Raw genomic sequence first — 26,152 nt, forward strand, 5'->3', positions numbered from 1 at the left:
CAGCGTCAACTGGATGAGCCGTCAGCCTGGGAAGTCTGTGGAGGACAAGGCGAGGATCGTTTTGGCTGTGTTGCGGGGGGAGGTCTCGGTTGCGGAGGCGGCCCGCCGGGAGGGGACGTCGGCGGTGTCGGTCTCGAAGTGGCGCGACCAGTTCCTCGCCGGAGGACGGCGATTGATCCAACGGGGCGATGGATTCGTCGCCACCCTCGTCGTCGGCCAAATGGTGATCGCCGACGGAGGCCTCACCGGCGCCCGCCCCGGGATGCTGGTGAGGAGCTGAACCGCTCTTAGACCCCAGAAGACGCCTGAACCCACCGGCTAGCGGCAGATTGCCGATAGTTGCACTTCCAATTATCGGACTTCCACGATAGAATTCCCCAATGGTCGAGACCATGTCGGGAATTCCCCTCGACCCCTCCTACGGCGACGGATTGCAACCTGGCGACTACCCCTACACCCGCGGGCTGTACCCCACCGGCTACCGCAGCAAATTGTGGACTATGCGGATGTTTGCCGGGTTCGGAACCGCCACCGATACCAACGCCCGATTTCATGCATTACTCCGGGCCGGGGGAACCGGGCTGTCCACCGCCTTTGACATGCCCACCCTCATGGGCCGCGACTCCGACCACGAGTGGTCGGTGGGCGAGGTAGGCCGGGCCGGAGTTGCCGTCGACACACTGGCCGACATGGAGGACCTGTTCTCGGGCATCGAACTGGGCAAGGTCACCACCTCGATGACCATCAACGGGCCAGCCGCCATCCTCATGGCCATGTACATCGCAGTGGCTGAAAAGAATGGCGTCGGCCGGGTACACCTTGGCGGAACAATCCAGAACGACATCCTGAAGGAGTACCAAGCACAAAAGGAGTACATCTTTCCGCCCCGGCCGTCGGTCCGACTGGTCACCGATCTGATTCACTTCACCACCGCGGAAATGCCCCGCTGGCACCCGGTCTCCATTTCCGGCTACCACATCCGCGAGGCCGGCGCCACCGCCGCCCAAGAACTGGCCTTCACGCTGACCAACGGATTCGCCTATGTCGAAGCCGCCGTCGCCGCCGGCCTCAACGTGGACGATTTCGCCCCCCGGCTCTCGTTCTTCTTCAACGCCCACAGCGATTTTTTCGAAGAGATCGGCAAATTCCGGGCCGCCCGCCGGATATGGGCCACTTGGATGAAGGACCGCTACGGCGCTACCAACCCCCGGTCGCAAATGTGCCGATTCCACATCCAGACCGCGGGCGTCTCTCTCACTGCCCAGCAACCCGAGAACAACATCGCCCGAGTGGCCGTCCAAGCCCTGTCCGCGGTGCTCGGAGGCACCCAGAGCCTGCACACCGACTCCTATGACGAAGCCCTGGCCTTGCCCACTGAGAAAGCCGCTCGCATCGCCCTTCGCACCCAGCAGATCGTGGCCCACGAAACCGGTGCCGCTTCGGTGGTCGACCCACTGGGCGGATCCCACTTCGTGGAGTGGATGACCGACGAGATGGAGCGCCAAGCCAACGAGATCTTCGACCACATCGATCAACTTGGCCGCGGCTCCATGCTGGAAGGGGTGTACGCCGGCATCGACGATGGCTACTTCGTAGGGGAGATCGCCGACGCCGCCTACCGCTTCGAACGCGAGGTGAACGCCGGTCGGCGCATCATCGTCGGGGTCAACGAATTCACCGAGAACGACGACGACGAAGCCAATCTGCTGTCCATCGGTCACGCCACCGAGGAGATGCAGATCAAGCGCCTCGAGCAAGTCCGCGGCGATCGTGATGACGATGCGGTCCGAGCTTCTCTCGCCGCGCTGATCGATGTCGCCAAACAGCCCGACGTCAATCTCATGCCCTCCATCATCGACGCAGTGCGGACCTATGCCACCGGGGGCGAGATCGTCGCCGCCTTGGAGTCGGTGTTCGGCACCTATGTCGAGACCGCCGTGGTGTGATCCCATGAGCGAGACATCCGGCCACTCACCGCGGTTCGCAGACGACCCAGAGCCACTGAGAGTGGTGTTGGCCAAGTTGGGCTTCGACGGCCACGACCGAGGTCTGAAGGTGGTGGCCCGCACCCTTCGCGATGCGGGCATGGAAGTGATCTACTTGGGCTTGCGCCAAACCACCGAGAGCATCATCGCTGCTTGTGAGCAGGAGGACGTCGACGTGATCGGGCTGTCAATGCACAACGCCGGTCATCTCACCCTGGCGCCTCGCATGGTGCAGGCGGTCGACAGCGCCGGATTGGACGTGCCGGTGGTAATCGGGGGAATCGTGCCCGCCGAAGACGTCAGTGTTTTGATCAAGGCCGGTGTGGCCGCAGTGCTCGGACCCGGCGCATCAGCCGAGGAAGTGGTGGCCGCTGTGAAGGCTGCCGTGGGCCGCCATTCCGCCGCCCGGTGAATTGTCGCCTGTGAACCCCGAACTGGATTGCGAACGGTTCGCATGAAGAGTCCCAACTCACTCGACGAGTTGTTCGAAACAGCCCGAACCGGCAACCGACGGGTGTTGGGCCGGCTGCTCACCATGGTGGAGCGCCAAGACGACAACGCCGTGATGGTGTCTGAGCGGGCCCACCGCGATGCCGGACAGGCCCGGGTAATCGGGGTCACAGGCGCCCCGGGCAGCGGCAAGTCCACCATAACCGGTCATCTGGCGGCCGTCTCCGGTGCTGACCAGCCGGCCATCCTGGCCATAGATCCCAGCTCTCCTCTGACCGGAGGGGCCATTTTGGGCGACCGCATCCGAATGGACAACAACGTCAGCAGCAATACTTTCATTCGTTCGATGGCCACGCGGGGACACGCCGGTGGGCTGGCGGTGGCCGTGCCCGACGCAGTCCGGGTGCTCGACGCGGCCGGCTACGACCCGATCATCGTGGAGACCGTTGGAGTTGGCCAAGTGGAGGTAACCATCGCCGCCGCGGCCGATACCACCGTGGTGGTAGTGACTCCCGGCTGGGGCGACGCGGTGCAGGCCAACAAGGCCGGGTTGTTGGAGGTGGCCGATATCTTCGTCGTGAACAAGGCCGACCGCCCTGACGCCCGCGGCGCCCGCCGGGACCTGGAATTGATGCTCGATCTCGGACACCGGGGTGACTGGCGGGCCCCCATTGTTTTGACCACTGCCACCGAGGGGAAGGGCATCGACGATTTGTGGGCAGAAGTCGAGCGTCACACCTCGTATCTGAATCACTCCGGCGAGCTGGTTCGCCGCCGCTGCCGACGCCGTCGCAGCGAAGTGGTCGACCGGGTCGAGCTCGGTTTGCGCGACCGGACTCACCGCATCGTCGAAGACCAGTCCAGTGAGTCTGCGCTGAGCCTCGTCGAGCGCCACGAGCTCTCTCCTGCCGCCGCTGCCCAGCAGTTGCTGGCGTCGTTGATTCCCGACAACCCCCCTGAAGACTGACATGAGCACCTATTCACCACCCTTGGACGACATCGCCTTCGCCCTGCGCTACATCGCCGGTTTGAACGATCTGGCCCAAATGCCGGCATGGACCGATACCGGACTCGACCACACCGAAGACCTCCTAGCTGAGGCCGGGCGGCTAGCGGCCGAGGTTATGGCCCCCATCAATCGAATGGGCGATGAGGTCGGCAGCGAGCTCAACACCAACGGCGACGTCACTACTCCCAAGGGATTCCGTCAGGCCTACCAGCAGTATGCCCAAAGCGGCTGGACGGCAGTTTCGGCCCAGCCCGAACACGGCGGGGCCGGCTTTCCGCTGGTTGTCGACGTGGCCATCCAAGAGATGTTCACATCGGCCAATATGGCGTTCTCGCTGTGCCCGATGCTGAGCCAGAGCGCCATCGGCACCCTCAGCGTCCACGGCAGTTTCGAGCAAAAGAACCGCTGGCTGCCCCCGCTCACCAGCGGCGCCTGGACCGGAACCATGCTCTTGACCGAACCCCAAGCCGGCTCCGATGTCGGCGCGCTCACCACTCGAGCCGAACCCCAAGGCGACGGGAGCTACCGCCTGTGGGGTCAGAAGATCTTCATCACGTGGGGCGACCACGACATGGCCGACAACATCGTTCACATTGTGCTGGCTCGCGCCCCCGACGCGCCGTTGGGCACCCGGGGAATCTCCTTGTTCATCGTGCCCAAGTACCTGGTGGAAGACGACGGCGCGCTGGCCGAGCGAAACGCAATTCGGTGCATCGGGCTTGAGCACAAGGTGGGCATCCACGCCAGCCCCACTTGCGTGATGGAACTCGACGGGGCAATCGGTGAGTTGGTGGGGGAAGAGGGCGAGGGCATGCGCCTGATGTTCACCATGATGAACAAGGCCCGCCTGTTGGTGGGGCTCGAAGGCCTAGCGGTGGCCGAGCGGGCCTACCAGCAAGCGGCGACCTTCGCCGCCGACCGGCGCCAAGGGCGCCGAGCCGACACCGAGCCCGGAATCCAAGCACCGATAGTTGAACACCCCGACGTGCGCCGAATGCTGCTGGACATGCGGGCCCGCACGGAGGCCATGAGGGGCTTACTGCTTCTCAACGCCGCCGCGGCCGACCGCGCTGCCGGCCATCCCGACCCGGACCAACGCCTACGAGCCCAACAGCGGGCCGAATTGCTCACCCCGGTGTCGAAGGCCTGGTGTACCGACCAGGGCGTCGAAGTGGCGTCGCTGGGCATCCAGGTACACGGCGGCATGGGATACATCGAGGAAACCGGGGCCGCCCAGCATTGGCGCGACAGCCGCATCGCCCCCATCTACGAGGGAACCAACGGCATTCAGGCCATCGATTTGATCGGACGCAAGCTCCCAATGGCCGATGGCGCTCCTCTGGCTTCCCTGCTGGAGGAAATGACCGGTTTGGACAAGAACTTGGACCAAGCGGTCGCAGCCGTGGCCGACTCCGCCCGCTGGTTGGGTGAGCACCCCGGCGATGACGCTCTGGCCGGGGCCACCCCGTTTCTCCAGATGCTCGGCCTCACCGTCGGCGGATGGGTCATGGCGCAAACCTGGGACACGGCCCAACGTCTCCAGGCAGCCGAACCTCAGCGGGCTGAATTCTGGGGGGCGAAGCAGACTTCCAGCCGCTTCTACCTCGATCAGATCCTTCCGACGGCCCCCGCCCTGCTCTCCGCAGTCACCTCTGGAGCGGCCGCGCTGGGCTAGCGGCTCAACTATCCGCCGAGACGCTCGCGAGCTGAAGCGCTGCGGGCCAGGAGATGCGCCGGCACCGTGGCGTCGTTAATCACCACGTCCTCGTTTGCCCCATCATCTACGGCTGCGTCCGGCTGGTCACCAGAGTCGCTGCCCAATTCACCCCCGGACTCGGCGGCAACTTCGGCCGCAGCCTCAGCTTCGGCCCGCTTGATCAGGAAATCCTCCCATTCGGCTTCCCTGACCAGCTTGTCGCGATGGATTGAGCCCCGTTCAGCTCCGCTGTCGAACCGCACCCAATAGCGCAGCCAGCGCATGCCGGTGTGCAGCATCACCTCGCCCGAGGTTCCCTCAGCCACTCCGGCCAAATCTTCGGCGAGAACAACTCGCTCTCGACGATCTAGGAGGTCGGATCCGCTGGCCATGCCCTCAGGGTATCCACCACATGAACGACCGGAGAAACCGCGCCAATAGCACCTATGTCATTGACCACAATCACAACATCAGTCACACTGAACTAGTCGAGGGGTGCTTGGAATAATGTTGCAATTTAGTTACGTTTGTACTTGTCCCCGCCGCCGCGAGATGCGATAGCTCCCTATGCCCAAAGTCGTCCGGATCGTTGTCCTGCTAGCGGTCTTGTTGCCGCTGGCACTCAGCGCCCCCGGTGCGGCCCAAGACGATTTCTTCGAAGAGCGGCAGCAGCAGATCGAAGACAAGAAGCGGGAAATCGAAGAGAGGCGGCAAGAACAGCTCGCTCTCCAGCGGGAGTCGCTGTTCGCCATCCGGGAACTAGACGTGACCAATGCCCTGATCGAAGAGGTCGACCAGCACCTCAATCAGGTCAATTCCTGGATTGCAGCCGCAGAAACCCGGCTACGAGCGTTGGAACTCTCCCAAACGGCGGCACAGAAGCGTGTAGCTGACGCGCAGGAGCGGGCTGGCGATCTGGAGTTGGAGATCGCAGAAATCCGGCTGCAACTACAAGACCAAGTGGTGGCGATCTATCTCGACTTGGTGTACGAGCCCAACTTCCTCCTGGAAGACGGCGACCCCAACCGCAATGCTCGCCGCCAGTTCTATGTTGAGGAATTGGGGGCCGACGCCCAGGTTCTCATTGACCGGCTGCGCCGGGCCTACGACGACCAGCAGGCTTCGGTGCAGCAAGCCGAACAGGCTCAAACCGAGATCGAACAGGCTCAAACCGAGATAAACGATGCGCTGACGGAGCTGGCCGATCTTTTGGAGGCCCAGCAGAAGCTCCAAGAGGAGTGGAACCGAAAACGAGAACTCCTTCAAGCGAGAATCGCTCTCGAAGCCCAAGAACAGGCCGACATAGAGGGCGAGATATCTGGACTCGAGCAGAACATCGAAGAAATCGAAGACGAGATCGAGCGCGAGAGAGAGCGGATCCGCCAGGAAGAAGAGCGGCGCAAGCGCGAGGCCGAACTGGCCCGACTGGCTGAACTGGAGCGCCAGCGCCAAGAGGACTTGGCCCGACTGGCCGAGCAGGAACGCTCCGGCCAGTTCGATGACATCCAGATCCCCGCTCCCCCTGAGTTCTTCAGACCAGTGGAAGGGGAGGTCGTTTCAGGGTACGGCAACCGGGTCCACCCCATCTTCGGCTATGTTCGCTTCCACGCCGGGGTCGACTTCGCCAACCACATGGGCGACCCCATCTTTGCGGCCGCCTCCGGGACCGTTATCCAAGTCAAATCCCGCGAGGGCTACGGGAACACCATCATCGTCGACCACGGGGGTGGATGGACCACGCTGTACGCCCACCTCTCGCAGTACAACGTGTCCCTCAACCAGCAGGTTGAGATCGGCCAGACCATCGGCTTCGTCGGCAGCACCGGGTGGTCCACCGGTCCCCATCTCCATTTCGAAGTGCGCTACCGCGGATCGCCCCGCGACCCGGCCAAATACGTCGACCTCTGAGAATGCCACAGTCAGGTTTGCCGGCAATACCCCGTTTGGTTGTCCTGGCCCTGAACTCACGGCAAGACTGATCGAATGGAGGCTCTGGTCTTCGAGCGAAAGCCCGTCCGCTATGTGGCCGCCGCGGCGGCTTCGCGGGTAGTGCCCGGCGCGGGGGGCGGCGTTGGACCCCTGCGACTGCGCGACATCGACCCGCCGGAGTTGCCCGGACCTGATTGGCATACGATTCGACCCCGGCTGACTGGCATCTGCGGCTCGGACCTGGCCACCGTGGAAGGCCGGTCCTCCCGCTATTTCGAGCCGTTGGTGTCGTTCCCGTTCGTACCCGGCCATGAGGTGGTAGGAGTCGACGATGATGGCCGCCGACTGGCTCTCGAGCCGGTTCTGGGACCGGCGGCTCGAGACGAGCCCCTCCCCTTCCCCGGTGCTGCCCCCGGCGACGGCGAGGACTACGGCTACCTGCTCGGGGGCGCTATCAAGGACGGCATCCAGATCGGCTTCTGCTCCAGCACAGGCGGTGGTTGGGGAGAAGCGCTGGTCGCCCATCAGAGCCAGCTTCATCTGGTCCCCGACAACTTCACCGATGAAGCAGCAGTAATGCTGGAACCCGCGGCCGGCGGGGTCCATGCCGCCCTCAAGGCCCAAGTCCAGCCGGGGGACTCGGTGGCGGTGCTGGGAGCAGGAACGATGGGACTGTGCTCGCTGGCCGCCCTGCGGTCGCTGACGGAAGCCGGAACGGTTATCACCACCGCCAAATACCCCCACCAGCGGGATCTGGCCACTGCCCTAGGCGCCGACATCGTGGTCGACCCCCGAGAGGTGCGCCGGGCTGCGCGGAGGTTCTGCGGCTGTCGGATGCTGGGCGACTACCTGTCGGGTGGCGTAGACATCACGATTGACGCCGTGGGCAATCCCGGATCCGTGGCCGATGCCATTGCCATCACTCGGCCTCGGGGGCGAGTGGTGCTGTTGGGCATGCCGGAATCGGCCCGCATCGACCTGACGGGGCTGTGGCATCGCGAGACCGAAATGGTGGGCGCTTACACCTACGGAACGGAATTCCTCCATGGCGGAAGGACGGCCACCAGCTTCGAGATGGCGTTCGACTTGGTGGCCTCAGCCAACCTGGAACAGCTGGTCTCCGCCCGGTATCCCCTGCATCGCTACCGGGAGGCCATCGCCCACGCCGCGGAGGCCGGCTCTCGAGGCGCCATCAAGGTTGTCTTCGAGCAAGACGGCTGAATTCAAGAACCCAATGGGGGCAGGCCGAAGTCCGCCCCTATGACGCTGATCTCCTCCACCAGCGCCACCGGCAGCGGGATCCCTGAAACCAGGCGTTCGGCCCGGTTCTCGTGCTCGATTTCGCCAGGCACATAGATCCGGTCCACCCCATCAGCTCGCTCGGTGTTGTGAACATCCCTAATGAGCTGGTCCATCTGCTCCCGAAATCGGTCCAATCCGCAAAATCGCTCCAAGTCCAGGGTCAAGAACATCCATCCCTTGGCCAATCTCCGGTTCCCCACCAGTTCGCTCTCGGTTTGCTCGGTGTGGCCGAAGCTGCTTCCGGCGACAATGCCCGAGAGCACCTCCACCATCAGGGCTATGCCAAATCCCTTGTAACCCCCAAACCAGCACAGATTCTGAGCCGACGCGGCGGCGGTGTCCGTGGTGGGGCGGCCCATTTCATCGTTGGCCCATCCCTCGGGAATGGTCGGGTCGCCCCGCTTCTTAGCCAGCAGGATCTTGTTTCCGGCCACCGCGGTTGTCGCGATGTCGTACACCACCGGCATCTCTTCCCCTGCGGGAACCGCCCAGGAGAACGGATTGGTGGAGAAGATGCCCGTCCGCCCTCCATAGGGAGGGACGATGGCCGGGCCGTTTTGCACTGCCATCGCGAAGCAGCCAGCCTCAGCCGCGGGAAGTGTGTAATAGGCCAACGCCCCCAAGTGGGTGCCCTCCCGAACAGAAACCGCCGCCACCCCATGGGCTTTGGCCCGTTCGACGGCCAGTTCCATGGCCGCCACCCCTGACACCTGCCCGAATCCGATACCGCCCTCCATCATCACGGTGGCGCCGTCGTCGCGTACAACCTCCACTTCGGTGACCGGGCGCAGATGGCCCGATCGCAGCCGGTCCACGTACAGCTCAATCAAGTGGGCGCCATGGGAGTCCACCCCCCGCAAGTCGGCTTCCACCAGGTTGTCCACGACGATCTCAGCCTGATCGGAGGGAACCCCCAGTCCTTCCAGAATGTGGATCTCGTAGCGCCGCAAATCGCTGTGGTCCAACAGGACCACATTGGTATCGCTCACTGTTCAGGTGGCTTCCTCAGGCTTCGGAGGGCGGTAGAACAGGGCGAGCTGGGTCAACCCCGCCAGCACGCCGCCTCCCGCTGCGATGGCCAGGCCAACGTATCCGTCCCAGTCGTCATCGATTCCCAGGGCGCTGTCCACCGACCACTCCATGGGCCCCAAGGTGGCCACTGACACGGCAACCAAAGCCAGCACAAAGGTGTACTCCCATCCTTCCCGCACGATCATGAATCCGTTGTGGCGGTGTACAGTCCAGGCGGCCACCACCATGACTCCGACCATTCCGGCGGCCGCCAGCGGAGTGAGGAATCCCAATGCCAGCAACAACCCTGTGCTGATCTCGGTGAGCGCTGCCATCCAGGCATGCAGCTTGCCCGGCTTCATCCCCATGCTGTCGAACCAGCCCGCGGTACCGGGGATTCGCCCGCCCTGAAAGATCTTGCCGTACCCGTGGGCGGCGAAGGTGAGCCCGATGCCCACCCGCAACAGCAGCATTGCCAAATTCATCTCGTCCATGGGTCCACAGTACTGGCACGCCTACGCTTATGAGGTGCCCCTGTGGCTAAGCGTGCTCATTGCCACCCTTGCCGGGATGATCCTCATCCGGGTGGGCATCGGCGTGCTGTTGATGATTCGCCAGCCCCTTCCCCCTCCGCCGCCTCCCGGTGAACTGCGCAGGGTCAAAATCACCTACCGGTGCTCAATCTGCTACGCCGAAGTCCGCATGACCGTCGCCCCTGAAGAAGACCCCGAGCCCCCTCGGCATTGCGGCGACGACATGGATTTGCTCGCCCCCATTGACGAATAGCCACTTATCAACCGCGCAATTGGTTGTCCACAGGCTGTGAACAAATCTGGGCACAAACTACAACCTCGTAACTAAGACGTGACTTGAAGGCAACCCGGCTGCTAATGCCACTGGGTGGCAACCAGCATTCCCGCTAGCAGCAGTCCGAGACCGGCCAGCAAGTACCAGTTGTTGGTGTCGCCGGGCAGTAGCGCCACGTAGTTGAGCACGATCACGATGGCGCCCAGCGCCAACAAGGCGATCATCAACACCGGCACCCAGATTGGGCTGATCTTCTCGGCGGAGGCCGGCACCCGGGGCGCGGCCTCATTCTCGGGCCGGGTACCCCTTGGCGTTACCCGCCCGCCCTGCACTCTGCGCTTAGTCGGCTTGGACATGGGCCAAGGATAGACCCCGAATTATCCGGCACTCGTGGTCAGCGGTCCCCGATATCGTTGGCACCCGTGAGTTCCAGAATTCTGGTGATCGACAATTACGACTCTTTCGTCTACAACCTGGTTCAGTATCTGGGTGAACTGGGGGCTGAACCAATCGTCTTTCGCCACGATGCCCTCTCCCTGGAGCAAGCCCTCGACTTGGACCCCGACGGCGTCCTCATCAGCCCCGGGCCAGGACGCCCTTCCGACGCTGGTTTGAGCAATGCCCTCATCAAAGAGTTCTGCGGCGTCCGACCAGTGCTCGGCGTATGCCTTGGATTGCAGTGCCTTGGCGAGGTCTTTGGCGGGCAGGTAATCCGAGCCCCCCAAGTCATGCACGGCAAGACGTCGATCATCAACCATACCGGGGAGGGAATTTTTGCCGGACTCCCCGATCCCCTAGAGGCCACCCGCTACCACTCGCTCATTGTGGAGCGGTCTTCGGTACCCGAAGTCTTGACCATTACTGCGGAGACCGACGACGGGCTGGTGATGGGGCTACGCCACCGCGATCACCCGGTGGAAGGGGTGCAATTCCATCCTGAGTCGATCCTTACCGCTTCTGGCCACGACATGTTGTCCAATTTCCTGGCCCAGACCTCAGCGAGCCCCTGATTCCTAGTTCCAGGACACCGCGCAGCCATCATCGACGCCGGGCGTGTCGCCATCGATCCCCTCGGTCCAGTTGGCGGCATTCGCCGCCGCGGCCGGCATCGGATATGGGGGTTCCAGATTCCACTCCACCGAGAATCCCGGGATGTCGGAGTAGGTCCCAGCCAACGCACCGCACTCTGATTGGAACCTGCCAGACAAGGCGTTCCAGTTGGCGATGCTACCCAATGCCCCTGGTTGGCTTGCCGCGGCAATGGACCTCAAATTCACCTGCGAAGCCGCATTCCTGGCCTCAGTTTGGCGGGGAGTGAGCACCTCGACTGGGCCGCTCGTGGGCCCTGGACCGACGGTCGCCGGGGGCTGCACCACCGAAGTCGGCTGCCCCAAACACGCGTTCACCTCCGTCCCCAGTGGGTGCTCTTCATCGGCAGGAGGGACCTGACCCATGATTCGACCAACCAACTGCTCGGCGTCATTGGGGAAATCGCACTCGGGAACCGGCTGGATCAGTATCAATTCCAACTCGGCCAACCGCTGCACGGCTGTCTCCGGATTCAGCCCTATCAGACTGGGCACCGCCACGTAATCCGGTCCAGTGGAAACCACGATGGTGATCGGGGTGTCGGGCAACAGCAACACGGGGGGTCCGGGCTCAGTGCCGATCACCAAACCTTCCTCCACCTCCTGGGATGGCTCCATGACGGGCTCGTCGATAACCGCCAGCCCGGCCTGGGCCAAGACCTGGGTGGCTTGCAGCAAGGTCATTCCCTTGACATCGGGGACTTCCACGGGCTGAATCCCCTCCGCCACATGAAGCACCACTGTGCTGCCCGGTGCCACCTCGCTTCCGGGGGCAGGTTCTTGGCGTAGCACTTGACCAGCCGGTGCGGTAGACCCTGTCTCCACTCGCAATTCTGTTGCGAACCCGCGGTCTTGCAGGAAGCGGGCGGCGTCGTTGGCGTTCTGGCCCACCACGCCGGGCACTGCCACCGGAACCGCTCCTGAGCTCACTGTGATCTCGATTTCGCCGCCCTGTTCCATCTCGCCTAGCGCCGCCGGGGCCTGAGAGATCACTTCGTTGGCCTCCACCGTCTCACTGGGCTCGAAGATTTGGCTGACCACGAATCCGGCAGCCCGAAGCTCTCGGATGGCTGCCTGGCTAGATAGCCCCACCACATCGGGCACCGAAACCAGGGGGACAGGGGTAACGGTCACTGCTGGTGGGGCGACTTCATCGCCGTTATCGAGAACGTTCGAAAGCACGAAGAACACCAGCACGGCCACAGCAATGAATATCACCGCGGCCGCGGTGTATAAACCAGCACGCGAAGAGGGCTCCAACACTGTCACCGGCACCGCAGGCTGAGGGGATGGCGATTGAGGGGCCGGAGGCTGGTCGGCTGGGGGCTGGGGCGGCCCGCCGGAGGCGGGCGGGGGGGAAGCTTGCTGGGCACCCGCGGGCTGTTTAGCTTCCTCAGCCAGCGGAGTCTCAGCCGCTGACGGGGTCTCATCCGGCTGCTTGCGAGCTGACAGTTGGTGGCGGCCTTCTCGATATCGCCGCAAATCTCGTTGGAGATCTCGAGCAGTCGGATATCGCTGTGTCGGATTCTTGGCCAACAATTTCATGGTGATGGCCTCTAGCGACTCCGGCAGTACAACCCCCAGCGACGAGGGAGCGGGCACTGCTTGCTGGACGTGCTTGTAGGCCACCGCCACCGAGCTGTCGCCGGTAAACGGGGGCCGACCGCACAGCATCTCGTACAGCACGATCCCCAGCGAATACAGATCACTGCGGTGATCTAGTGACTGCCCCTGGGCTTGTTCTGGGGAGAAGTAGGTGGCCGTTCCCATTACTGAGCCGGTCTGGGTGAGATTCGACTCAGCTCCCCCGAATGCGGCAATGGCAATCCCGAAGTCGGTGACCTTCACCTTGCCGTCGGGCGACAGCAACACGTTGCCCGGTTTCACATCACGGTGGATGACTCCGTTGTTATGGGCAAATCCCAATGCCGCTGCCACAGACAAAGCGATTTCTGCGGCATGCTCAGGCGGCAATGGACCATCCGAGCGCAACAGCTCGGCCAAGCTCTGGCCCTCGATGTACTCCATGACGATGTAGTACGTGCCTTCGGCCGAACCCCAGTCATACACCGCCACAATGTTGGGGTGGCTGAGGTTGGCGGCCGCCGTCGCCTCCCGCCGGAATCGCTCTACGAAGCTCGGATCAGCAGCGAATTCGGGGAACAAGCGCTTGATGGCCACGGGCCGCGACAAGAGGGTGTCATGCCCCAAAAAGACGTCGGTCATACCGCCGCGAGCAATCTGGCTTCGCAGCTGGTATCGACCGCCCAAAAGCTCCTGACCGTTGTCTGGCATGGCAGAAATAGCGTACTTCTTGACCTGCCCGTTTTAGGGTAGGGCGACGTCGGCTACGTCCACGATCACCACCGTTACGTTGTCGCTTCCACCGTGCTGCAAGGCTTGGCTCACCAATGCATCGGCCGCCTCTGTCGGCGACTCGAATTGCAGCAGGATTGCGTGGATGTCCCGATCGGCCACTTCGTTGGTCAAACCGTCGGAACAAAGCAGATAGCGATGGCCGCTAACCGGCTTCAGAACCCAGTCGTCCACCACTACCTTCGACTCAATGCCCAGAGCCCGGCTGAGATGGTGCCGGTACATGTGGACTTCTGCTTCTTGGCGAGTGAGGATGCCGGCTTTGACCATCTCCTGCACCACGGTATGGTCCTCGGTGAGCTGGTGGAATCCGCTGTCATCGCAGCGATACACCCGGGAGTCGCCGACGTTTACCACCGCCAACGCTTGGCTCTGTTCGTGCTCGACCACCGCCAACGCACACAAAGTCGTACCCATCCCATCCAGCTCGGGACTCGACGTGGATTTGGCCAAAATCTCTTCGTTTGCCTGATCCACCGCATCCACCAGCTCATCGAGCGTCGGCGCCGGCGACTCATTCGGTCGACGGGCAAACAGGTGTCGGCGGCGATCTCCGGTCCGGGCCTTAACCTCGGTCTCGATGCGGGCAGCCAGCACTTCAACCGCCAAGGCCGAAGCCACTTCTCCGCCTTGGTGACCCCCCAACCCGTCAGCGACCGCGAAGATCTCCCCTTCAACCAGCATCGAGTCTTCGTTTTTCTCTCGACGTCGGCCTCTATCGGTGGCTTGTCCCGCCTCTAGCCGGATCATCAGAGTTCCATGACCGTGGTGCCCCCACTTTGCGCAGGACTATAACCAGCATCCATCAAGATTGGCATTCGGCTACGTACTTCGGCTCAATCTTCTGTTCGCCCGTCTTGTACGCTGACCACCCCGACAACCAGCGCGAGTGGCGGAATTGGCAGACGCGCAGGATTCAGGTTCCTGTGTCCGCAAGGACGTGGGGGTTCAAGTCCCCCCTCGCGCACTGTTGGCCTCAGCCAACCGTCCCCTCAGGGGTGGGGGTGGGGATTTCGGTCACCGGGATGACCGGGGGCGGACCCCAGGCAATGGCTGCTTTGGAGAACCCCGCGGCCATGGCCACGGTCAGGGCCAGTTCAGCCAACTCGGCTGGGGTAAACTCCTCGCTCAGCGCATTCTGATCCGCCTCGCTCAGCCCCGATGGGTCGGTGATCACCGCGTCGGCCATCCGCAAAGCCAGCTTCAACCTTTTCGGCAGATCACTGTCGGCGTAGTCGTCTTTTATCTGCTCCACCAGTTCTTCGGTCAGTCCCTGCTGCTTCGCACCTGCGAAGCGGAGGTTCTTTCAAATGTTGCAGTCGTTGACCCGCGCATTTCGGAGCCGGCCCACCTCTTTGGTGGCCTGGTCGAGCTGCCCTTCGCTCCACAGCGTGCCGTAAAAGCGGTTGAACACCGCAAACAGCTCGGGCTGGTGGTCGAACAGCGACATTCCGCCTTCGGGAATGGCGATCCTGGTCATTCCATGACTCCCTTCAATGCGGCCCGGCTGCGAGCCAGAGCCTCGAACGTGGCAATTGCGGTGGTGAGTGCAGCCAACTCCGGCGGCGACAGATGGGTGTTCAACTCGGCGCACAACTCGTCGGTCACGCCGTGGGCATCCAGCACGTATTGCTCGGTGAACGCCAACACGACCCTTTCTCGGTCGTCTTGGGGAGACACAACCAACGCCTCACCTTCGATCATCTGCTCAATACGGGCACCGCAGAGCTCCAGCAATCCGGGATCCAGCCCAACCCCATCAAGAGCCTGCACCAACTCTTCCAGCGGGCCGGCCACATGGGGGTCCAGAGCGGCTAGAGAACCGTCGGTCAACGACGAGCCCACCTCGATTAGCCCCCGAACATAGCCAGCCATTGCTCGGCCGAGCGGGGCATGAACACATAGTTGGTGCGCCGGGTCTCACCCATCGAAGCCGACGGCTGGGGCGAGTACAGATGGCCGGGATACAGAGTGGCGCTGTCGGGAACCCGGGCCAGGCGCTGGGTGAGGCTCTCATACATGGCCGCCGGATCGCTTCCCGGCAGATCGGTCCTCCCACACCCTTCCAAGAACAGCGTGTCTCCAGCCACCAGACGCCCGTTGGTCAAAAAGCACTGACTCCCGGGAGTGTGGCCCGGCGTGTGGATCATCTCGATGTCCACCTCCCCCACCGACAACACATCACCGCTTTCGTGCCGACACAGATCGTCTTCCCCGATACCGGTGGTCATGGTGACATAGCGGGCCTCGTCAGCCTGCACATGCACCGGAACCGACACCAGATCCAACAGCTCGGCCACCCCCGCGATGGAGAACTGCATCATCGACCCGCCCACATGATCGGGGTGGCAATGCGTGGCCAACACCCCCGTAAGCCGCATCCCATCAGCCTCGACCAGATCCACGATCCCCTGCGGGTCGTAAGCCGGATCCACCACTACCGCTTCGCCCGTCTCCCGATCCCCGATCAAATAGACGAAGTTCACCATCTGCCGGGCCATCATGTCTCCCAGAGCCAAATCCCGCCCCGACAAGAGCTGCCTGAAGTACAACCGGTCGTTTTCCATTTCTTCGATACTAGGCAACTGGCTCGTCGTCCCCCTGCCGCCGCCAAGCTTCCTCCGCCAACGACACAACCTCACGCGCCGGCAACCCCAACAGCTTGGAAGCCCGCACCGCCTCATCGTGCTCCACCTTTACGCGCCCGGCGCTCACCTTCACCCGAACCCTTCGCCCGTCCACGTCAACCTCATGCTCCAATCGCGCCCGGGGCCAACGCTCGATCAACTGCCCCCGCACCCCTAGCGTGCCCGTCTCCTCCGCCAGCGTGGCCGCCACCTGATCGCCCACCGCAGGATCAGCCAACGCACTCACCGTGTAAGCCGGTCGGCCCTTCTTCATGATGATCGGCGTGATCCAAGCATCATGGGCCCCCGAATCCATCAACACTGCCACCGTGTGGGCCAGTGTTTCCCCGGTGGCGTCATCCACGTTGGTCTCAAACAGCATCACCGGCTGGCCCGCGGGGCGAGACGCCGCCATCGTCCCCACCACCACCTGGGTCAGGTTGGGACGGTCCTCCAGTTGGTTATCGCCCGCGCCAAACCCGCTCGCCGAAATCGTCATCGGGGGCATGGGCCCCCAGCCTTCCGCCAGCGCCGAAAGAATTGCCGCCCCGGTAGGCGTGGTCAGCTCCAAGCCAACATCCAAGCCGAACGTCGGGCACCCCACTAGCAATTCCACCACCGCAGGAGGCGGATTGGGCAGCCGCCCGTGGGCGCTGCGGATCATTCCCCGCCCACAGGCCACTGCACTGGAGTGAACCTCGTCGATCCCCAATACCTCTAGCGCGGCGCAGGTGCCTACCACGTCAATGATGGCGTCCAACCCGCCTACCTCGTGGAAATGGACCTGCTCTGGTGGTCGACGATGCAGCTTGCCCTCGGCCCGGGCCAGGGCATCGAATATCGCCAGCGCCCGGTCGGCCACCCGGTCAGGCAAACGAGCCTCTCCGATGAGAGCGTTGATGTGGCTGGCCGTGCGCACCACCGACGTCTCCTGGGTGAGCACCCGCACGTCGGTGGCCGCGATACCCCCTCGCTGGGTGGGGTGAGCTTGCAGATCCCACCCGCCCAAGGGCAGCAGGTCACACATCTCCCGCACTTCGACCACATCGGCCCCGGCGTCGATCAGCGCCCCCATAGCCATGTCGCCCGCGATTCCGCTGAAACAATGGAACCAGCCAATGCCAGCCGGCTCAGCCATCTTTCAACCCTGCCGACGACACTGCTCGATCCCTCGTCTTGAACAGCCGCAGCACCGCGCAGGCCGCCCCAAATCCATTGTCCACCCCCACCACGGTCACGCCCGCGGCACATGACGACATCATGGCCAGCAGCGGTGTGACTCCTTCCAGCGAGGAGCCGTATCCCGCACTGGTGGGCACCGCCACCACTGGCGCCATTGTGAGCCCGCCCACAACCGAGGCCAAGGCCCCTTCCATCCCGGCTACCACCACCACGGCGTCGGCTTCGGCCAGTGAGTCGACCTCATGGAGAATCCGATGAAGTCCGGCCACCCCCACATCGTTCAGCCGCTGCGGCGCCAGTCCGTGGGCGGCCAGCACCACGCTGCACTCATCGGCCACCGGTAGATCGGCGGTACCGGCCGCGGCCAACACCACCCTTTCGGGCCGCGGCGGCGCCAGCCGCCAAACCACCGTGGTGTCGTAGCGCTCCCCCTCGGGATTGAGGGCCAGCGCGACGGCGGTCTGTCCCGCTGAGGCCCGGGTCAACAGCACAGGACCGCCTGGTTGATCGAGCAGCTCCTTCACGATGGCCGCGCACTGGTCGGGCGTCTTGCCCGGCCCGTACACAACCTCGGCCAGACCCTGGCGGAGGCTGCGATGATGATCAATCCGGGCAAATCCCAAATCGGCAAACGGCAGCCGCCGCAATTGCCGAACGGCGTCATCGGCCGATAGCGCGCCGCGGCGCACGTCGTCCATCATTTGCCGAAGAAAAGCCTCATCCACCTCGTTATCCCGCCCCTTCTAGAAGTTCTCGCCAAGAGTCCTTGCCATTTTCTCACCGCGACGGCGTTTCTCAATACCACTATCCTGCCCCTTTGTGACTGGCTCTGCCCGATCCAATTGCCAAGTGGCCTATCTCGGACCTCCGGGCACGTTTACCGAGGAAGCACTTCTCACCCAACCCGACCTGGCTGAAATCGGTCACCTGCTGTGCCGATCAATCCCCGAGGTGCTCGAAGCTGCCGCGTCCGGACGCGTCGACTTGGGGTTCACCGCCATCGAGAACTCCATAGAGGGCACGGTAAATGTCGCCCTCGACGCCCTGATCTTCGAGCATGATCTGCTCATCCAACGAGAGGTGATCATCGATGTCCGCCTTCACCTTCTCGGCCTTCCCGGCGCCTCCATGGACGGAGTCCAGCGCGTCATCAGCTTTCCCGTGGCCATCGCGCAGTGCCGGCGATACCTGATTGACAACCTGCCCCACGCCGAAGAAATAGCAGCCAACTCCACCGCGGCGGCGGCCCGCGACCTGGCCATCTCCCAAGACGTCGCCGCCGCCGCCATCGGCACCGCCCTTTCCCAAGAGATCTACGGACTCGAGCTAATCGCCACCGACATCGAGGACCATCCCGAAAACCAGACCCGCTTCGTCGCCGTGTCGAAGTCCGGCGTGCCCGCCCCCACCGGCAACGACAAGACCTCCATCGTGGTCTTCCAGCGCGCCGACCGGTCGGGGTCTCTGATGGGCATCCTCGCTGAGTTCGCGGCCCGCTCCATCAACCTCACCAAACTGGAGTCTCGGCCCACCAAGAAGGCTCTGGGCGACTACTGCTTTCTGATCGACCTCGAAGGCCACGTCGCCGACCAGCTGGTAGCCGACTGCCTCACCAGCATCGTGGCCAAGCACGGCGAGGTGAAGTTTCTCGGCTCCTATCCCACCACCACCAGGGGCAGTGAAGAGCAGAACAGCAACGCTTCCACTGCGTGGACCGAGGCCCAACACTGGATTGAGGAACTGCGCGGCCAGGTGGATTCCGATTGATTTGACAGGTTCTAATAGCTTCCATTAGAACTGCTGCCGTCCACTTTCCCCCAAGGACGCGGAGGAGACCATGGAATTCGGCATTTTTGTCAACGGCTACATTCCCGGGCCGGCAGCCCACGACACCGAGGCAGAGCACACCGCTTTGATGCGAGAGGCCCATTACGCCATCACCGCCGACAAGTACAACTGGAAGTACGTCTGGTTCGGCGAGCACCACTGTCTCACCGAGTACAGCCACATGTCGGCCCCAGCCCCGGTCATGGGCTATGTGGCGGCCAAAACCGACCGCATTCATCTCTCAACCGGCATCACCAGCCTGCCCACCGCCAAAGAGCACCCGGTTCGCATTGCCGAGCGGGCCGCCATGCTCGACCACATCACCGAGAACCGCTTCGAGTTCGGCACCGGGCGAGGAGCGGGCAGCCACGAGGTGGCCACCTTTGGAGGGCTCACGCCGCCGGAGACCAAGTCGATGTGGGACGAGGTCATCCGCGAGATCCCCCGCATGTGGGAGCAGCGCGACTACTGCTTCGAGGGCGAGCACTTTTCGGTGCCCAAGCCCCACAACGTGCTGCCCAAGCCCTACGGCAACGGCCACCCCCCCATCTGGGTGGCATGCGGCAATCCGCCAACGTTCGCCAAGGCCGGCTCGCTGGGCATCGGCGCCATTGCCTTCAATTTCGAGCCCATTTTCAACCTCAAGGGTCGCATTGACGCCTACAAGGAGGCCATCGGCAGCCCGGTGGAGCAGATCGGCCAGTTCAAGAACGACAACGTGATGATGACCAACGCAGTCATCTGCCTCGAGGACCGTGATCGGGCCCGGGAGATTGCCAAGTCCAAGGGCCGGGGCTACCTGGTCACCATGGTGAACCTCTACCACGACACCATGCCCAAGTCGCCCGACACCATCACTTGGCCGTCGGCGCCCATGCAGATCGAATGGACCGACGAGATGCTCGACGGCGCCATCGCCGGCGGCTACATGCTGTGCGGCAACCCTGAAGAGGTGTGCGAGCAGGTGGCTCGCTATCAGACAGTGGGCTGCGATCAGGTGGTATTCGGCCTCCCCGGCGAAGGCATGGAGCACGACGAGATCGACGAGATGCTCGAAGTCTTCGGCACCAAGGTCATCCCCGAGTACGACCCCGATCCGGTTCATTCCACCGACCGCTACCGGGCTACCGCCCAGCGCCGCTACTCCGACTTCCAATTCCCGCTGCCTGAGGGCATCGACGTGGAGCTCATCCCCGAAACCGCGCTGTTGCCCCTGGGCCACGGCCAATAGGCCGCGCAGACCGAGGAGCGAGCGGCCATGCCGCGCGACGCCACCGAAACCCGAAGCCGATTGATCGCCGAAGCCGAGCGGCTATTCGCCGACCAGGGCATCTGGCGGGTACGGGTGCAGGACATCGTGGCCGCAGCCGGTCAGCGGAACAGCTCGGCGCTCTCCTATCATTTCGGCTCCCGCCAAGGCGTGCTCGACGCCATCCTGCGGGATCACGGGGAACCCATTGACCAGGAGCGGAGCCAGGTGTGGGCCGAGGAGGGCGACGATGGGACTTCGGTCCTCATCGAGGCTCTGATCCGACCCCTCACCCGTCGTTTGTCCACATCCAGCGGGCGGTGCTATCTGAGGATCGTGGCTCAGCTCAGCGCCGAATTCGCCCGCTGGGATCTCGACCCCACCCACGTCCCAGCCAATCTCAACGCCATCTTGCGCCTGCTGCGGGATCGGACCCTGGCCAGCGACAAGGCCCAACGGGACGAGCGGGTGCTGGCCATGATCCAGCTGATGACCGCCTCGTTGGCTGAACGAGCTCGCCGCATCGAGGCTGGCGATCCTCTGGACACCGATGAAGACGTGTATGCCGCCAACCTGGTGGACATGCTGACTGGGATCATCGAGGCACCGGCTCGCGCTGCCCTGATGCATTGTCGACCGCTGCAATAGGCCATGCTTTGGGCATGAACCGACTTGAGAACAAAGTCGTCATTGTCACTGGGGCGGCTTCCGGCATTGGACAAGCCACTGCGGCCCGGCTGAGGGCCGAGGGTGGAACCGTGGTGGGCATTGACCGAGATCCGGTCGACGACGTGGACATGGCCATTCAACTTGATCTGCTCGACTTGGAAGCCATTGCCCCCGCAGTCAGCCAAGTGGTGGATGCCTATGGCCGAATCGACGTGCTGTGCAACATCGCCGGCATTGGTCATTTCGCCAGCGACGATGGCGAGACTCTCGAAGCATGGAATCGGGTTATCGGGGTGAACCTCACCGGCACTTACTTCATGTCCCAAGCCTGTTTGCCTCACTTGATCGAGTCGCAGGGCTGCATTGTGAACACCGCCTCAACTGCGGGCACGCACGCCCAGCCGTGGAGCTCCGCTTACTCTGCATCCAAGGGCGGCGTCATCGCCCTCACCCAAACCATGGCCATCACCAACGGGAGATCGGGCATACGGGTCAACTGCATCGCCCCAGGCGGCGTGGAGACAGCAATCGGAGCCCAATTCACCCCTCCAGAGGATGCAGATCTCACCCTCATGGCCCGCATCATGCCCTTCGAGCGCCCAGGCCAGGCTTCTGAACTGGCCGCAGCTTTCGCCTTCTTGGCCAGCGACGACGCCAGCTACTGCAATGGGATTGTCCTCAGAGTTGACGGAGGGACAATGACATGAGCCACACAGCACCGCCCCTCGGAGGTCTTCGAATCATCGAGAGCTCGTTGCTCGGACCGGGGTTTTTGACCACCTTCTTGTCCGACCTCGGCGCCGATGTCATCAAAGTGGAGCCTCCCCAAGGCGACTACATCCGCCAAATGACCTGGCCCATTGTCAACGGGGTGTCGCTTCTTCATTTGCACACCCACCGGGGCAAGAAAAGCGTCGTGCTCAACCTGCGCGAGCCCGAGGGCGTGGAGCTGTACCTGGAGCTCGCCCGCAACGCCGACGCCGTGGTGGAGGCCATGCGGCCCGGCGCCCTGGAGCGTCGGGGCTTGGGCTACGAGCAGCTCAAAGAAGTAAACCCCCGGATCGTGTTCGCCACCATCAGCGGCTACGGCATGACCGGCCCCTACAAGGACATGCCCAGCCACGGCATCGCCTACGACACTTGGGCCGGGCTCATCCCTCCCGCTTACGACGATGACGGCTTCTGTCGCATACCGGAAATGCCCAATATCGGCATCAACATCGCCCCGCTTATCGGTGCCTTCGCCCTCTTGGCCGGCATCATTCGGGCCCGGGAAACTGGCGAGGGTTGCCAGCTGGAACTGGCCCAGTCCGACGGCGCCGCCTACATGGACTGGTACCGCATCGAGACATGGAAGGCCTACGAGCGCCCTGAAGACGAGGTCACCGGCAATCCGTCGGACGACTATGAGCGTCGGGCCCCCGGTCTAGCCGGCATGTGGGAGGGTGTCCGCTACCAGATGTACGAGTCGTCCGACGGCCATGTGCTGTTCATGGCCTCCGAGCAGGCTTTCTGGCGCAACTTCTGTGAGGCCCTCGATCGCATGGACCTCTTTGACCGCTGGCCGGGGTCAAAATACGCCGACCACGCCCGGGGCAATCTGGAATTGCAGCGGGAGCTGCGGGACATTTTCCGCACCAAGACCAGTGCCGAGTGGCTGGAGTTCGGCGATCGGGTGAACACCCCTATCGCTCCGGTGAACAACGCCAAGAATGTGGTCGACGACCCGCAGTTCCAGGACCGGTTGCCGCTGTTCACCACCGAGCAGGTGGGCTGCGAACAGCTTCCGCTCCCGGTCAAGTTCTTCGACGAGGAACTCCCCGTGCCTACCCACGCCCCCACCGTCGGCCAACACACCGAAGAGGTGTTGAGCGAAGTGCTGGGCTTGGGCGACGACCGGCTGTCGGCGCTGCGGGAGCAAGGCATCTTCGGATGATGGATCAGTCGGATGCTGGGGTGTCGCAACGGACGACGTTGCCAACCGACCCCGGTCCGGTATCGGGCGAACTGCTGGACGAGGCCGTCGAATTGGCTCGCCAGGCAGGAATGCTGACGCTGGACTGGTTCAACGACCACGAGCTTTCCGTGAGCCGCAAGGACGACGGCTCCCCCGTGACCGAAGCCGACAAGGCCGCGGAGGCGTTTCTTCGAGAGGCTCTGGCAGAGAGGTTCCCCGACGACGCCGTGATCGGCGAGGAATTCCCCGAAGCGCAGGGCACGTCGGGGAGAACTTGGATCATCGATCCCATCGACGGCACCAGAAGCTTTGTTCGCGGCGTACCGCTGTACACCACGTTGTTGGCCATGATCGACCAGGATGGCCCCGCCATCGGCGTCGCGGCAGTCCCCCCTCTCGAAGAGGCGGTATGGGCCGGCCGAGGCTTGGGCTGCTATCACAATGGCCGGCGCTGCCAGGTGAGTTCGCAAGCTGAATTGGGCCGATCCTATCTGTGTGCTTCCGGCTTCGAGTGGTGGCCCGACGGTGCATTCGACCGAGTACGCCAGACCGGTGCCCGCATGCGCACTTGGGGAGACGGTTACGGCTATGTGCTGGTCGCCACCGGCCGGACTGAGGCCATGATCGACCCGGGCCTCAACGTCTGGGATATAGCCCCCATGCTGGTGATTGTTCCCGAAGCCGGCGGCCAAGTCACCCAATGGAACGGCGCCAATACCCCCTCTGCCGGCGACTGGCTGGCCACCAACGGAAACTTCCACGAGCAACTCTGCACCCTCCTCAACGGCTAAACCCCTGAAAATTCCTCACAAACCACCCCTTGCCCCTCAAGCACATCCAAGAACTCAACCGCATCAACAACTTCAGAAAGCCCCACCACCCCAGCACCGGACACCTTCCCCGCCCCAATCAACTCAAGAGTGCTCACCATCACAGCAGCAGCCACAAAGCCCGGCGGCCCCGAAACCCCCAGAATCCGCCCCGCCCAAGCGCCATCTCGCTGCCCTCGAACCTCTACTCTGACGGCGCCCAGCTTCCCCTCTGGATGCGGTGGCCGCAGCATCGGCAACCAGGAGGAAAACCGATCTCTGCGGGTAGCCGCCATGCGGGCCGTAATCCGATCCGCCCTGCTGAATTTCCGAACCAGCAGTATCGGTTCAGGCAACGCCGCCCGGTAGCAGTCCGCCGCGTCCACCGGACTCGGGAACCAACAGAGCTCCCGCCCCGAGCCACCCGGCCGCTGCTTCCAGCCGCCCCGCCATTCCAGCGCTAGAGAGCTCAAGGCCCGGTGGTGTTGACGTGCGCAATCCGGCCCCCCAGTGCCGAACTTGGCAACGTGTACTTCCGTCACCTGGTCCAATCCCTCGGCTGCCCGAACCGCCAGAACGTCGCTCAACCCGGGAGCCATACCAGCTCCGGCAACCACCAGCGAGTTCAATTGTCGAACCGCGCCGTTCATGCCCAGCATCCGTCTCACATCAGACACCGAGTCAGACGAGGCCAGCACCACCCGCCCATCGTCGAGAAGCCGACGCGCCAGTCGGGCTTGGCTGCCTGACGCAGTGGCTAGGACTACCACATCAGCGGGATCACCCAAGTTGCCCACGGTTACCGGAGGCCCATGTTTCCCGGCCAAGTGCCAGGCCCGATCTGGACTTCGGTCGATCACAGCAACCCGGTTGACGGGAATTGACGGCGTGTCGGCCAGGTGTTTCACCACTCCGGCACCAACCACGCCCGCGCCGACAACCAGGATGTCCATGCGTCTCAGATGGAGCAGTTCAGAATCAGTTGCTGCCGCTGATCTGGCGCCAACCACCAGACTGAGGCGGTACGCCCCCGGTTCCCCGGGCACGCAAAATGGCAGCGATGGCGGCCGCCCCTGCCAGAGCAACCAGCGCTCTTCGCAGAAGTTTCACAAAACCCATCCTAACGAACCCCCTCAACAGTGCAACCAGGGTTTATCTGCAACGTGGGGCTAGCTGGATTCGAACCAGCGACCTCACCCTTATCAGGGGTGCGCTCTAACCGACTGAGCTATAGCCCCAAGGCCAAACCGAGTAGAGAGCCTAGTTTCGGGGATTCCAGGCAGGCCAACGAAATCGGCGAGGTCGAGTCCGGGGCCGCTGCCGAGCTGTCTCCTCCTCGATCACCGTGACCCTCATTCCACCAGTCAGATCACTGATGAGGTTGAACAGCACACACAGCAGAACGTTGAAGAACGTGCCCGCCACCACCAGCACCAACCCGCCAATTGCAAAGCCGCGGAATATCTGGCTGGCGTTGAATTTGAACTCTTGCAGTGCGAACAGCTCCTCGACAAACGACTCGGTGTCGTCCACGGTGCCCGATCCCACCGCGATGCTCCATAGCATCACGCCAGCCAACATCACGATCACCCAAAGGCACAGATAGAAAATCAACGAGATCTTCAACACCGACCACGGCTCGATGTGTCGGACCACCCGGCGCACCTTGCGCGCCTGCAAACGCACTGCCCGCCGATACTCCCTCGGGGTCACCTTGACCGGCTGGCGCGCCACTGCCTGGCTGGGCAACGGCGCGGCAGATGGGTCGCTCACCCGACCGGGGTCAATGGACACGCCTCGAAGTGTAAGGGATCGCTGGTCGCAAATGACTGGCACCGCCACCATCCCACTGGGAGTAGCTCCGCTCTGGCTGTTGCCAGCGCTCCGTCGCGGCGCACTACCACCTCGGTCTCGAAGCCATCTTGCACCATCGAAGCCAGCGTGGCCCGATTGGCCGTCGCCGTCGTCGCCGCAGCCTGAGGGTCGGCTGCCGCGGCCATCGCCACTGCATCGGCGACCGCAGTTGCCCGGGCCCGGCGGACCGCGTCAGCACCGAGCTGACCCAACAGCAGGATTGCCATTCCGATCACCGCCAAAATACCTACACCCAGCACCGAGATCGATCCCCGCTCGCCCACGACTCTGCTCCGATACTCATTGTGGGGGGAAGATTCAGCTC

30 protein-coding genes and 2 tRNA genes are annotated in these 26,152 nt (G+C 63.3%); 16 read left to right on the forward strand and 16 right to left on the reverse strand.

Features of this window, described 5'->3' with window-relative positions:
- Positions 1 to 13: 13 nt before the first annotated feature.
- From OXG30_00925 to OXG30_00945, 5 genes are all read left to right on the forward strand, one after another.
- Positions 14 to 280, forward strand: a complete 267-nt coding sequence (locus OXG30_00925) for a helix-turn-helix domain-containing protein (protein ID MCY4133467.1) — start codon at positions 14 to 16, stop codon at positions 278 to 280.
- 100 nt (positions 281 to 380) lie between these two features.
- Entirely contained in the window at positions 381 to 1,946 is a 1,566-nt protein-coding gene (locus tag OXG30_00930; protein MCY4133468.1) for a methylmalonyl-CoA mutase family protein, read from the forward strand.
- Positions 1,947 to 1,950: 4 nt separating this feature from the next.
- Positions 1,951 to 2,397, forward strand: coding sequence for a cobalamin-dependent protein (locus OXG30_00935; GenBank protein MCY4133469.1), 447 nt, complete (start codon positions 1,951 to 1,953; stop codon positions 2,395 to 2,397).
- A gap of 42 nt (positions 2,398 to 2,439) precedes the next feature.
- Positions 2,440 to 3,402, forward strand: a complete 963-nt coding sequence (gene meaB / locus OXG30_00940; protein MCY4133470.1) for a methylmalonyl Co-A mutase-associated GTPase MeaB — start codon at positions 2,440 to 2,442, stop codon at positions 3,400 to 3,402.
- 1 nt (position 3,403) lies between these two features.
- The gene (locus tag OXG30_00945) at positions 3,404 to 5,119 is read left to right on the forward strand and encodes an acyl-CoA dehydrogenase (protein ID MCY4133471.1); all 1,716 of its coding nucleotides are present in this window, start codon (positions 3,404 to 3,406) and stop codon (positions 5,117 to 5,119) included.
- Between the two features lie 8 nt (positions 5,120 to 5,127).
- Here the strand turns inward: OXG30_00945 and OXG30_00950 are convergent, their stop codons facing one another.
- A complete protein-coding gene (locus OXG30_00950) occupies positions 5,128 to 5,532 on the reverse strand; it encodes a hypothetical protein (protein ID MCY4133472.1) in 405 nt (134 codons plus the stop codon).
- A 175-nt stretch (positions 5,533 to 5,707) separates the two neighbouring features.
- Between OXG30_00950 and OXG30_00955 the strand changes: the two genes are divergently transcribed.
- Together OXG30_00955 and OXG30_00960 are read left to right on the forward strand one after the other, a co-directional pair.
- On the forward strand, positions 5,708 to 7,048 hold the full coding sequence (locus OXG30_00955; GenBank protein MCY4133473.1) for a peptidoglycan DD-metalloendopeptidase family protein: 1,341 nt from the start codon (positions 5,708 to 5,710) through the stop codon (positions 7,046 to 7,048).
- Between the two features lie 75 nt (positions 7,049 to 7,123).
- The gene (locus tag OXG30_00960; GenBank protein MCY4133474.1) at positions 7,124 to 8,290 is read left to right on the forward strand and encodes a zinc-binding dehydrogenase; all 1,167 of its coding nucleotides are present in this window, start codon (positions 7,124 to 7,126) and stop codon (positions 8,288 to 8,290) included.
- Between the two features lie 2 nt (positions 8,291 to 8,292).
- Here the strand turns inward: OXG30_00960 and OXG30_00965 are convergent, their stop codons facing one another.
- Positions 8,293 to 9,360: an Ldh family oxidoreductase gene (locus OXG30_00965; protein MCY4133475.1), complete on the reverse strand. Its 1,068-nt coding sequence runs from the start codon at positions 9,358 to 9,360 to the stop codon at positions 8,293 to 8,295.
- 3 nt (positions 9,361 to 9,363) lie between these two features.
- A complete protein-coding gene (locus OXG30_00970; GenBank protein MCY4133476.1) occupies positions 9,364 to 9,876 on the reverse strand; it encodes a DoxX family protein in 513 nt (170 codons plus the stop codon).
- A gap of 34 nt (positions 9,877 to 9,910) precedes the next feature.
- On the opposite strand from OXG30_00970, the gene OXG30_00975 reads away from it, so the two are divergent.
- Positions 9,911 to 10,168: a hypothetical protein gene (locus OXG30_00975; GenBank protein ID MCY4133477.1), complete on the forward strand. Its 258-nt coding sequence runs from the start codon at positions 9,911 to 9,913 to the stop codon at positions 10,166 to 10,168.
- 101 nt (positions 10,169 to 10,269) lie between these two features.
- Here OXG30_00975 and OXG30_00980 read toward each other — a convergent pair whose 3' ends face one another.
- Positions 10,270 to 10,545, reverse strand: coding sequence for a cell division protein CrgA (locus tag OXG30_00980; GenBank protein ID MCY4133478.1), 276 nt, complete (start codon positions 10,543 to 10,545; stop codon positions 10,270 to 10,272).
- A 66-nt stretch (positions 10,546 to 10,611) separates the two neighbouring features.
- Here OXG30_00980 and OXG30_00985 point away from each other — a divergent pair, with 66 nt between their 5' ends.
- Positions 10,612 to 11,199: an aminodeoxychorismate/anthranilate synthase component II gene (locus OXG30_00985; protein MCY4133479.1), complete on the forward strand. Its 588-nt coding sequence runs from the start codon at positions 10,612 to 10,614 to the stop codon at positions 11,197 to 11,199.
- Between the two features lie 3 nt (positions 11,200 to 11,202).
- Here the strand turns inward: OXG30_00985 and pknB are convergent, their stop codons facing one another.
- Together pknB and OXG30_00995 are read right to left on the reverse strand one after the other, a co-directional pair.
- Complete coding sequence (gene pknB, locus OXG30_00990; GenBank protein ID MCY4133480.1) at positions 11,203 to 13,572, reverse strand: Stk1 family PASTA domain-containing Ser/Thr kinase; 2,370 nt, start codon at positions 13,570 to 13,572, stop codon at positions 11,203 to 11,205.
- Positions 13,573 to 13,605: 33 nt separating this feature from the next.
- Positions 13,606 to 14,403, reverse strand: a complete 798-nt coding sequence (locus tag OXG30_00995; protein ID MCY4133481.1) for a Stp1/IreP family PP2C-type Ser/Thr phosphatase — start codon at positions 14,401 to 14,403, stop codon at positions 13,606 to 13,608.
- Positions 14,404 to 14,536: 133 nt separating this feature from the next.
- Between OXG30_00995 and OXG30_01000 the strand changes: the two genes are divergently transcribed.
- Positions 14,537 to 14,620, forward strand: a tRNA-Leu gene (locus OXG30_01000).
- Positions 14,621 to 14,629: 9 nt separating this feature from the next.
- Here OXG30_01000 and OXG30_01005 read toward each other — a convergent pair.
- Genes OXG30_01005 through larB form a run of 6 tightly spaced genes read right to left on the reverse strand, consistent with a single transcriptional unit; the run spans position 14,630 to position 18,100 of the window.
- Entirely contained in the window at positions 14,630 to 14,908 is a 279-nt protein-coding gene (locus OXG30_01005; protein MCY4133482.1) for a hypothetical protein, read from the reverse strand.
- 51 nt (positions 14,909 to 14,959) lie between these two features.
- Positions 14,960 to 15,133, reverse strand: coding sequence for a hypothetical protein (locus tag OXG30_01010; protein ID MCY4133483.1), 174 nt, complete (start codon positions 15,131 to 15,133; stop codon positions 14,960 to 14,962).
- Positions 15,130 to 15,528, reverse strand: a complete 399-nt coding sequence (locus OXG30_01015) for a hypothetical protein (GenBank protein ID MCY4133484.1) — start codon at positions 15,526 to 15,528, stop codon at positions 15,130 to 15,132. Before OXG30_01015 ends, OXG30_01010 begins: the two co-directional genes overlap by 4 nt.
- Positions 15,504 to 16,220, reverse strand: a complete 717-nt coding sequence (locus OXG30_01020) for an MBL fold metallo-hydrolase (GenBank protein MCY4133485.1) — start codon at positions 16,218 to 16,220, stop codon at positions 15,504 to 15,506. The genes OXG30_01015 and OXG30_01020 overlap by 25 nt, the downstream gene beginning before the upstream one ends.
- A gap of 10 nt (positions 16,221 to 16,230) precedes the next feature.
- The gene (larC, locus tag OXG30_01025; GenBank protein ID MCY4133486.1) at positions 16,231 to 17,418 is read right to left on the reverse strand and encodes a nickel pincer cofactor biosynthesis protein LarC; all 1,188 of its coding nucleotides are present in this window, start codon (positions 17,416 to 17,418) and stop codon (positions 16,231 to 16,233) included.
- Positions 17,411 to 18,100 (reverse strand): nickel pincer cofactor biosynthesis protein LarB, encoded by a 690-nt coding sequence (gene larB / locus OXG30_01030; protein MCY4133487.1) that lies wholly within the window; start codon positions 18,098 to 18,100, stop codon positions 17,411 to 17,413. The genes larC and larB overlap by 8 nt, the downstream gene beginning before the upstream one ends.
- Before the next feature lie 211 nt (positions 18,101 to 18,311).
- On the opposite strand from larB, the gene pheA reads away from it, so the two are divergent.
- The 6 genes from pheA (at position 18,312) to OXG30_01060 (ending at position 23,955) form a co-directional block, all read left to right on the forward strand.
- On the forward strand, positions 18,312 to 19,229 hold the full coding sequence (gene pheA, locus OXG30_01035) for a prephenate dehydratase (protein MCY4133488.1): 918 nt from the start codon (positions 18,312 to 18,314) through the stop codon (positions 19,227 to 19,229).
- Between the two features lie 70 nt (positions 19,230 to 19,299).
- Entirely contained in the window at positions 19,300 to 20,520 is a 1,221-nt protein-coding gene (locus tag OXG30_01040; protein MCY4133489.1) for an LLM class flavin-dependent oxidoreductase, read from the forward strand.
- Positions 20,521 to 20,547: 27 nt separating this feature from the next.
- Positions 20,548 to 21,186: a helix-turn-helix domain containing protein gene (locus tag OXG30_01045; protein MCY4133490.1), complete on the forward strand. Its 639-nt coding sequence runs from the start codon at positions 20,548 to 20,550 to the stop codon at positions 21,184 to 21,186.
- 14 nt (positions 21,187 to 21,200) lie between these two features.
- A complete protein-coding gene (locus OXG30_01050) occupies positions 21,201 to 21,914 on the forward strand; it encodes an SDR family NAD(P)-dependent oxidoreductase (protein ID MCY4133491.1) in 714 nt (237 codons plus the stop codon).
- Positions 21,911 to 23,143: a CoA transferase gene (locus tag OXG30_01055; GenBank protein ID MCY4133492.1), complete on the forward strand. Its 1,233-nt coding sequence runs from the start codon at positions 21,911 to 21,913 to the stop codon at positions 23,141 to 23,143. The genes OXG30_01050 and OXG30_01055 overlap by 4 nt, the downstream gene beginning before the upstream one ends.
- The gene (locus tag OXG30_01060) at positions 23,140 to 23,955 is read left to right on the forward strand and encodes a hypothetical protein (GenBank protein ID MCY4133493.1); all 816 of its coding nucleotides are present in this window, start codon (positions 23,140 to 23,142) and stop codon (positions 23,953 to 23,955) included. The genes OXG30_01055 and OXG30_01060 overlap by 4 nt, the downstream gene beginning before the upstream one ends.
- Here OXG30_01060 and OXG30_01065 read toward each other — a convergent pair.
- The 4 genes from OXG30_01065 to OXG30_01080 form a co-directional block, all read right to left on the reverse strand.
- Entirely contained in the window at positions 23,952 to 24,926 is a 975-nt protein-coding gene (locus OXG30_01065; GenBank protein ID MCY4133494.1) for a hypothetical protein, read from the reverse strand. The two genes, OXG30_01060 and OXG30_01065, sit on opposite strands and share 4 nt — an antisense overlap.
- A gap of 211 nt (positions 24,927 to 25,137) precedes the next feature.
- Positions 25,138 to 25,211: transfer RNA gene (locus tag OXG30_01070), tRNA-Ile, on the reverse strand.
- Positions 25,212 to 25,233: 22 nt separating this feature from the next.
- Entirely contained in the window at positions 25,234 to 25,767 is a 534-nt protein-coding gene (locus OXG30_01075) for a DUF3566 domain-containing protein (protein MCY4133495.1), read from the reverse strand.
- Positions 25,743 to 26,111: a hypothetical protein gene (locus OXG30_01080; protein ID MCY4133496.1), complete on the reverse strand. Its 369-nt coding sequence runs from the start codon at positions 26,109 to 26,111 to the stop codon at positions 25,743 to 25,745. The genes OXG30_01075 and OXG30_01080 overlap by 25 nt, the downstream gene beginning before the upstream one ends.
- Positions 26,112 to 26,152 lie beyond the last annotated feature (41 nt).

It is taken from the genome of bacterium (assembly GCA_026708015.1).
GTDB lineage: Bacteria > Actinomycetota > Acidimicrobiia > Acidimicrobiales > Bin134 > Poriferisocius.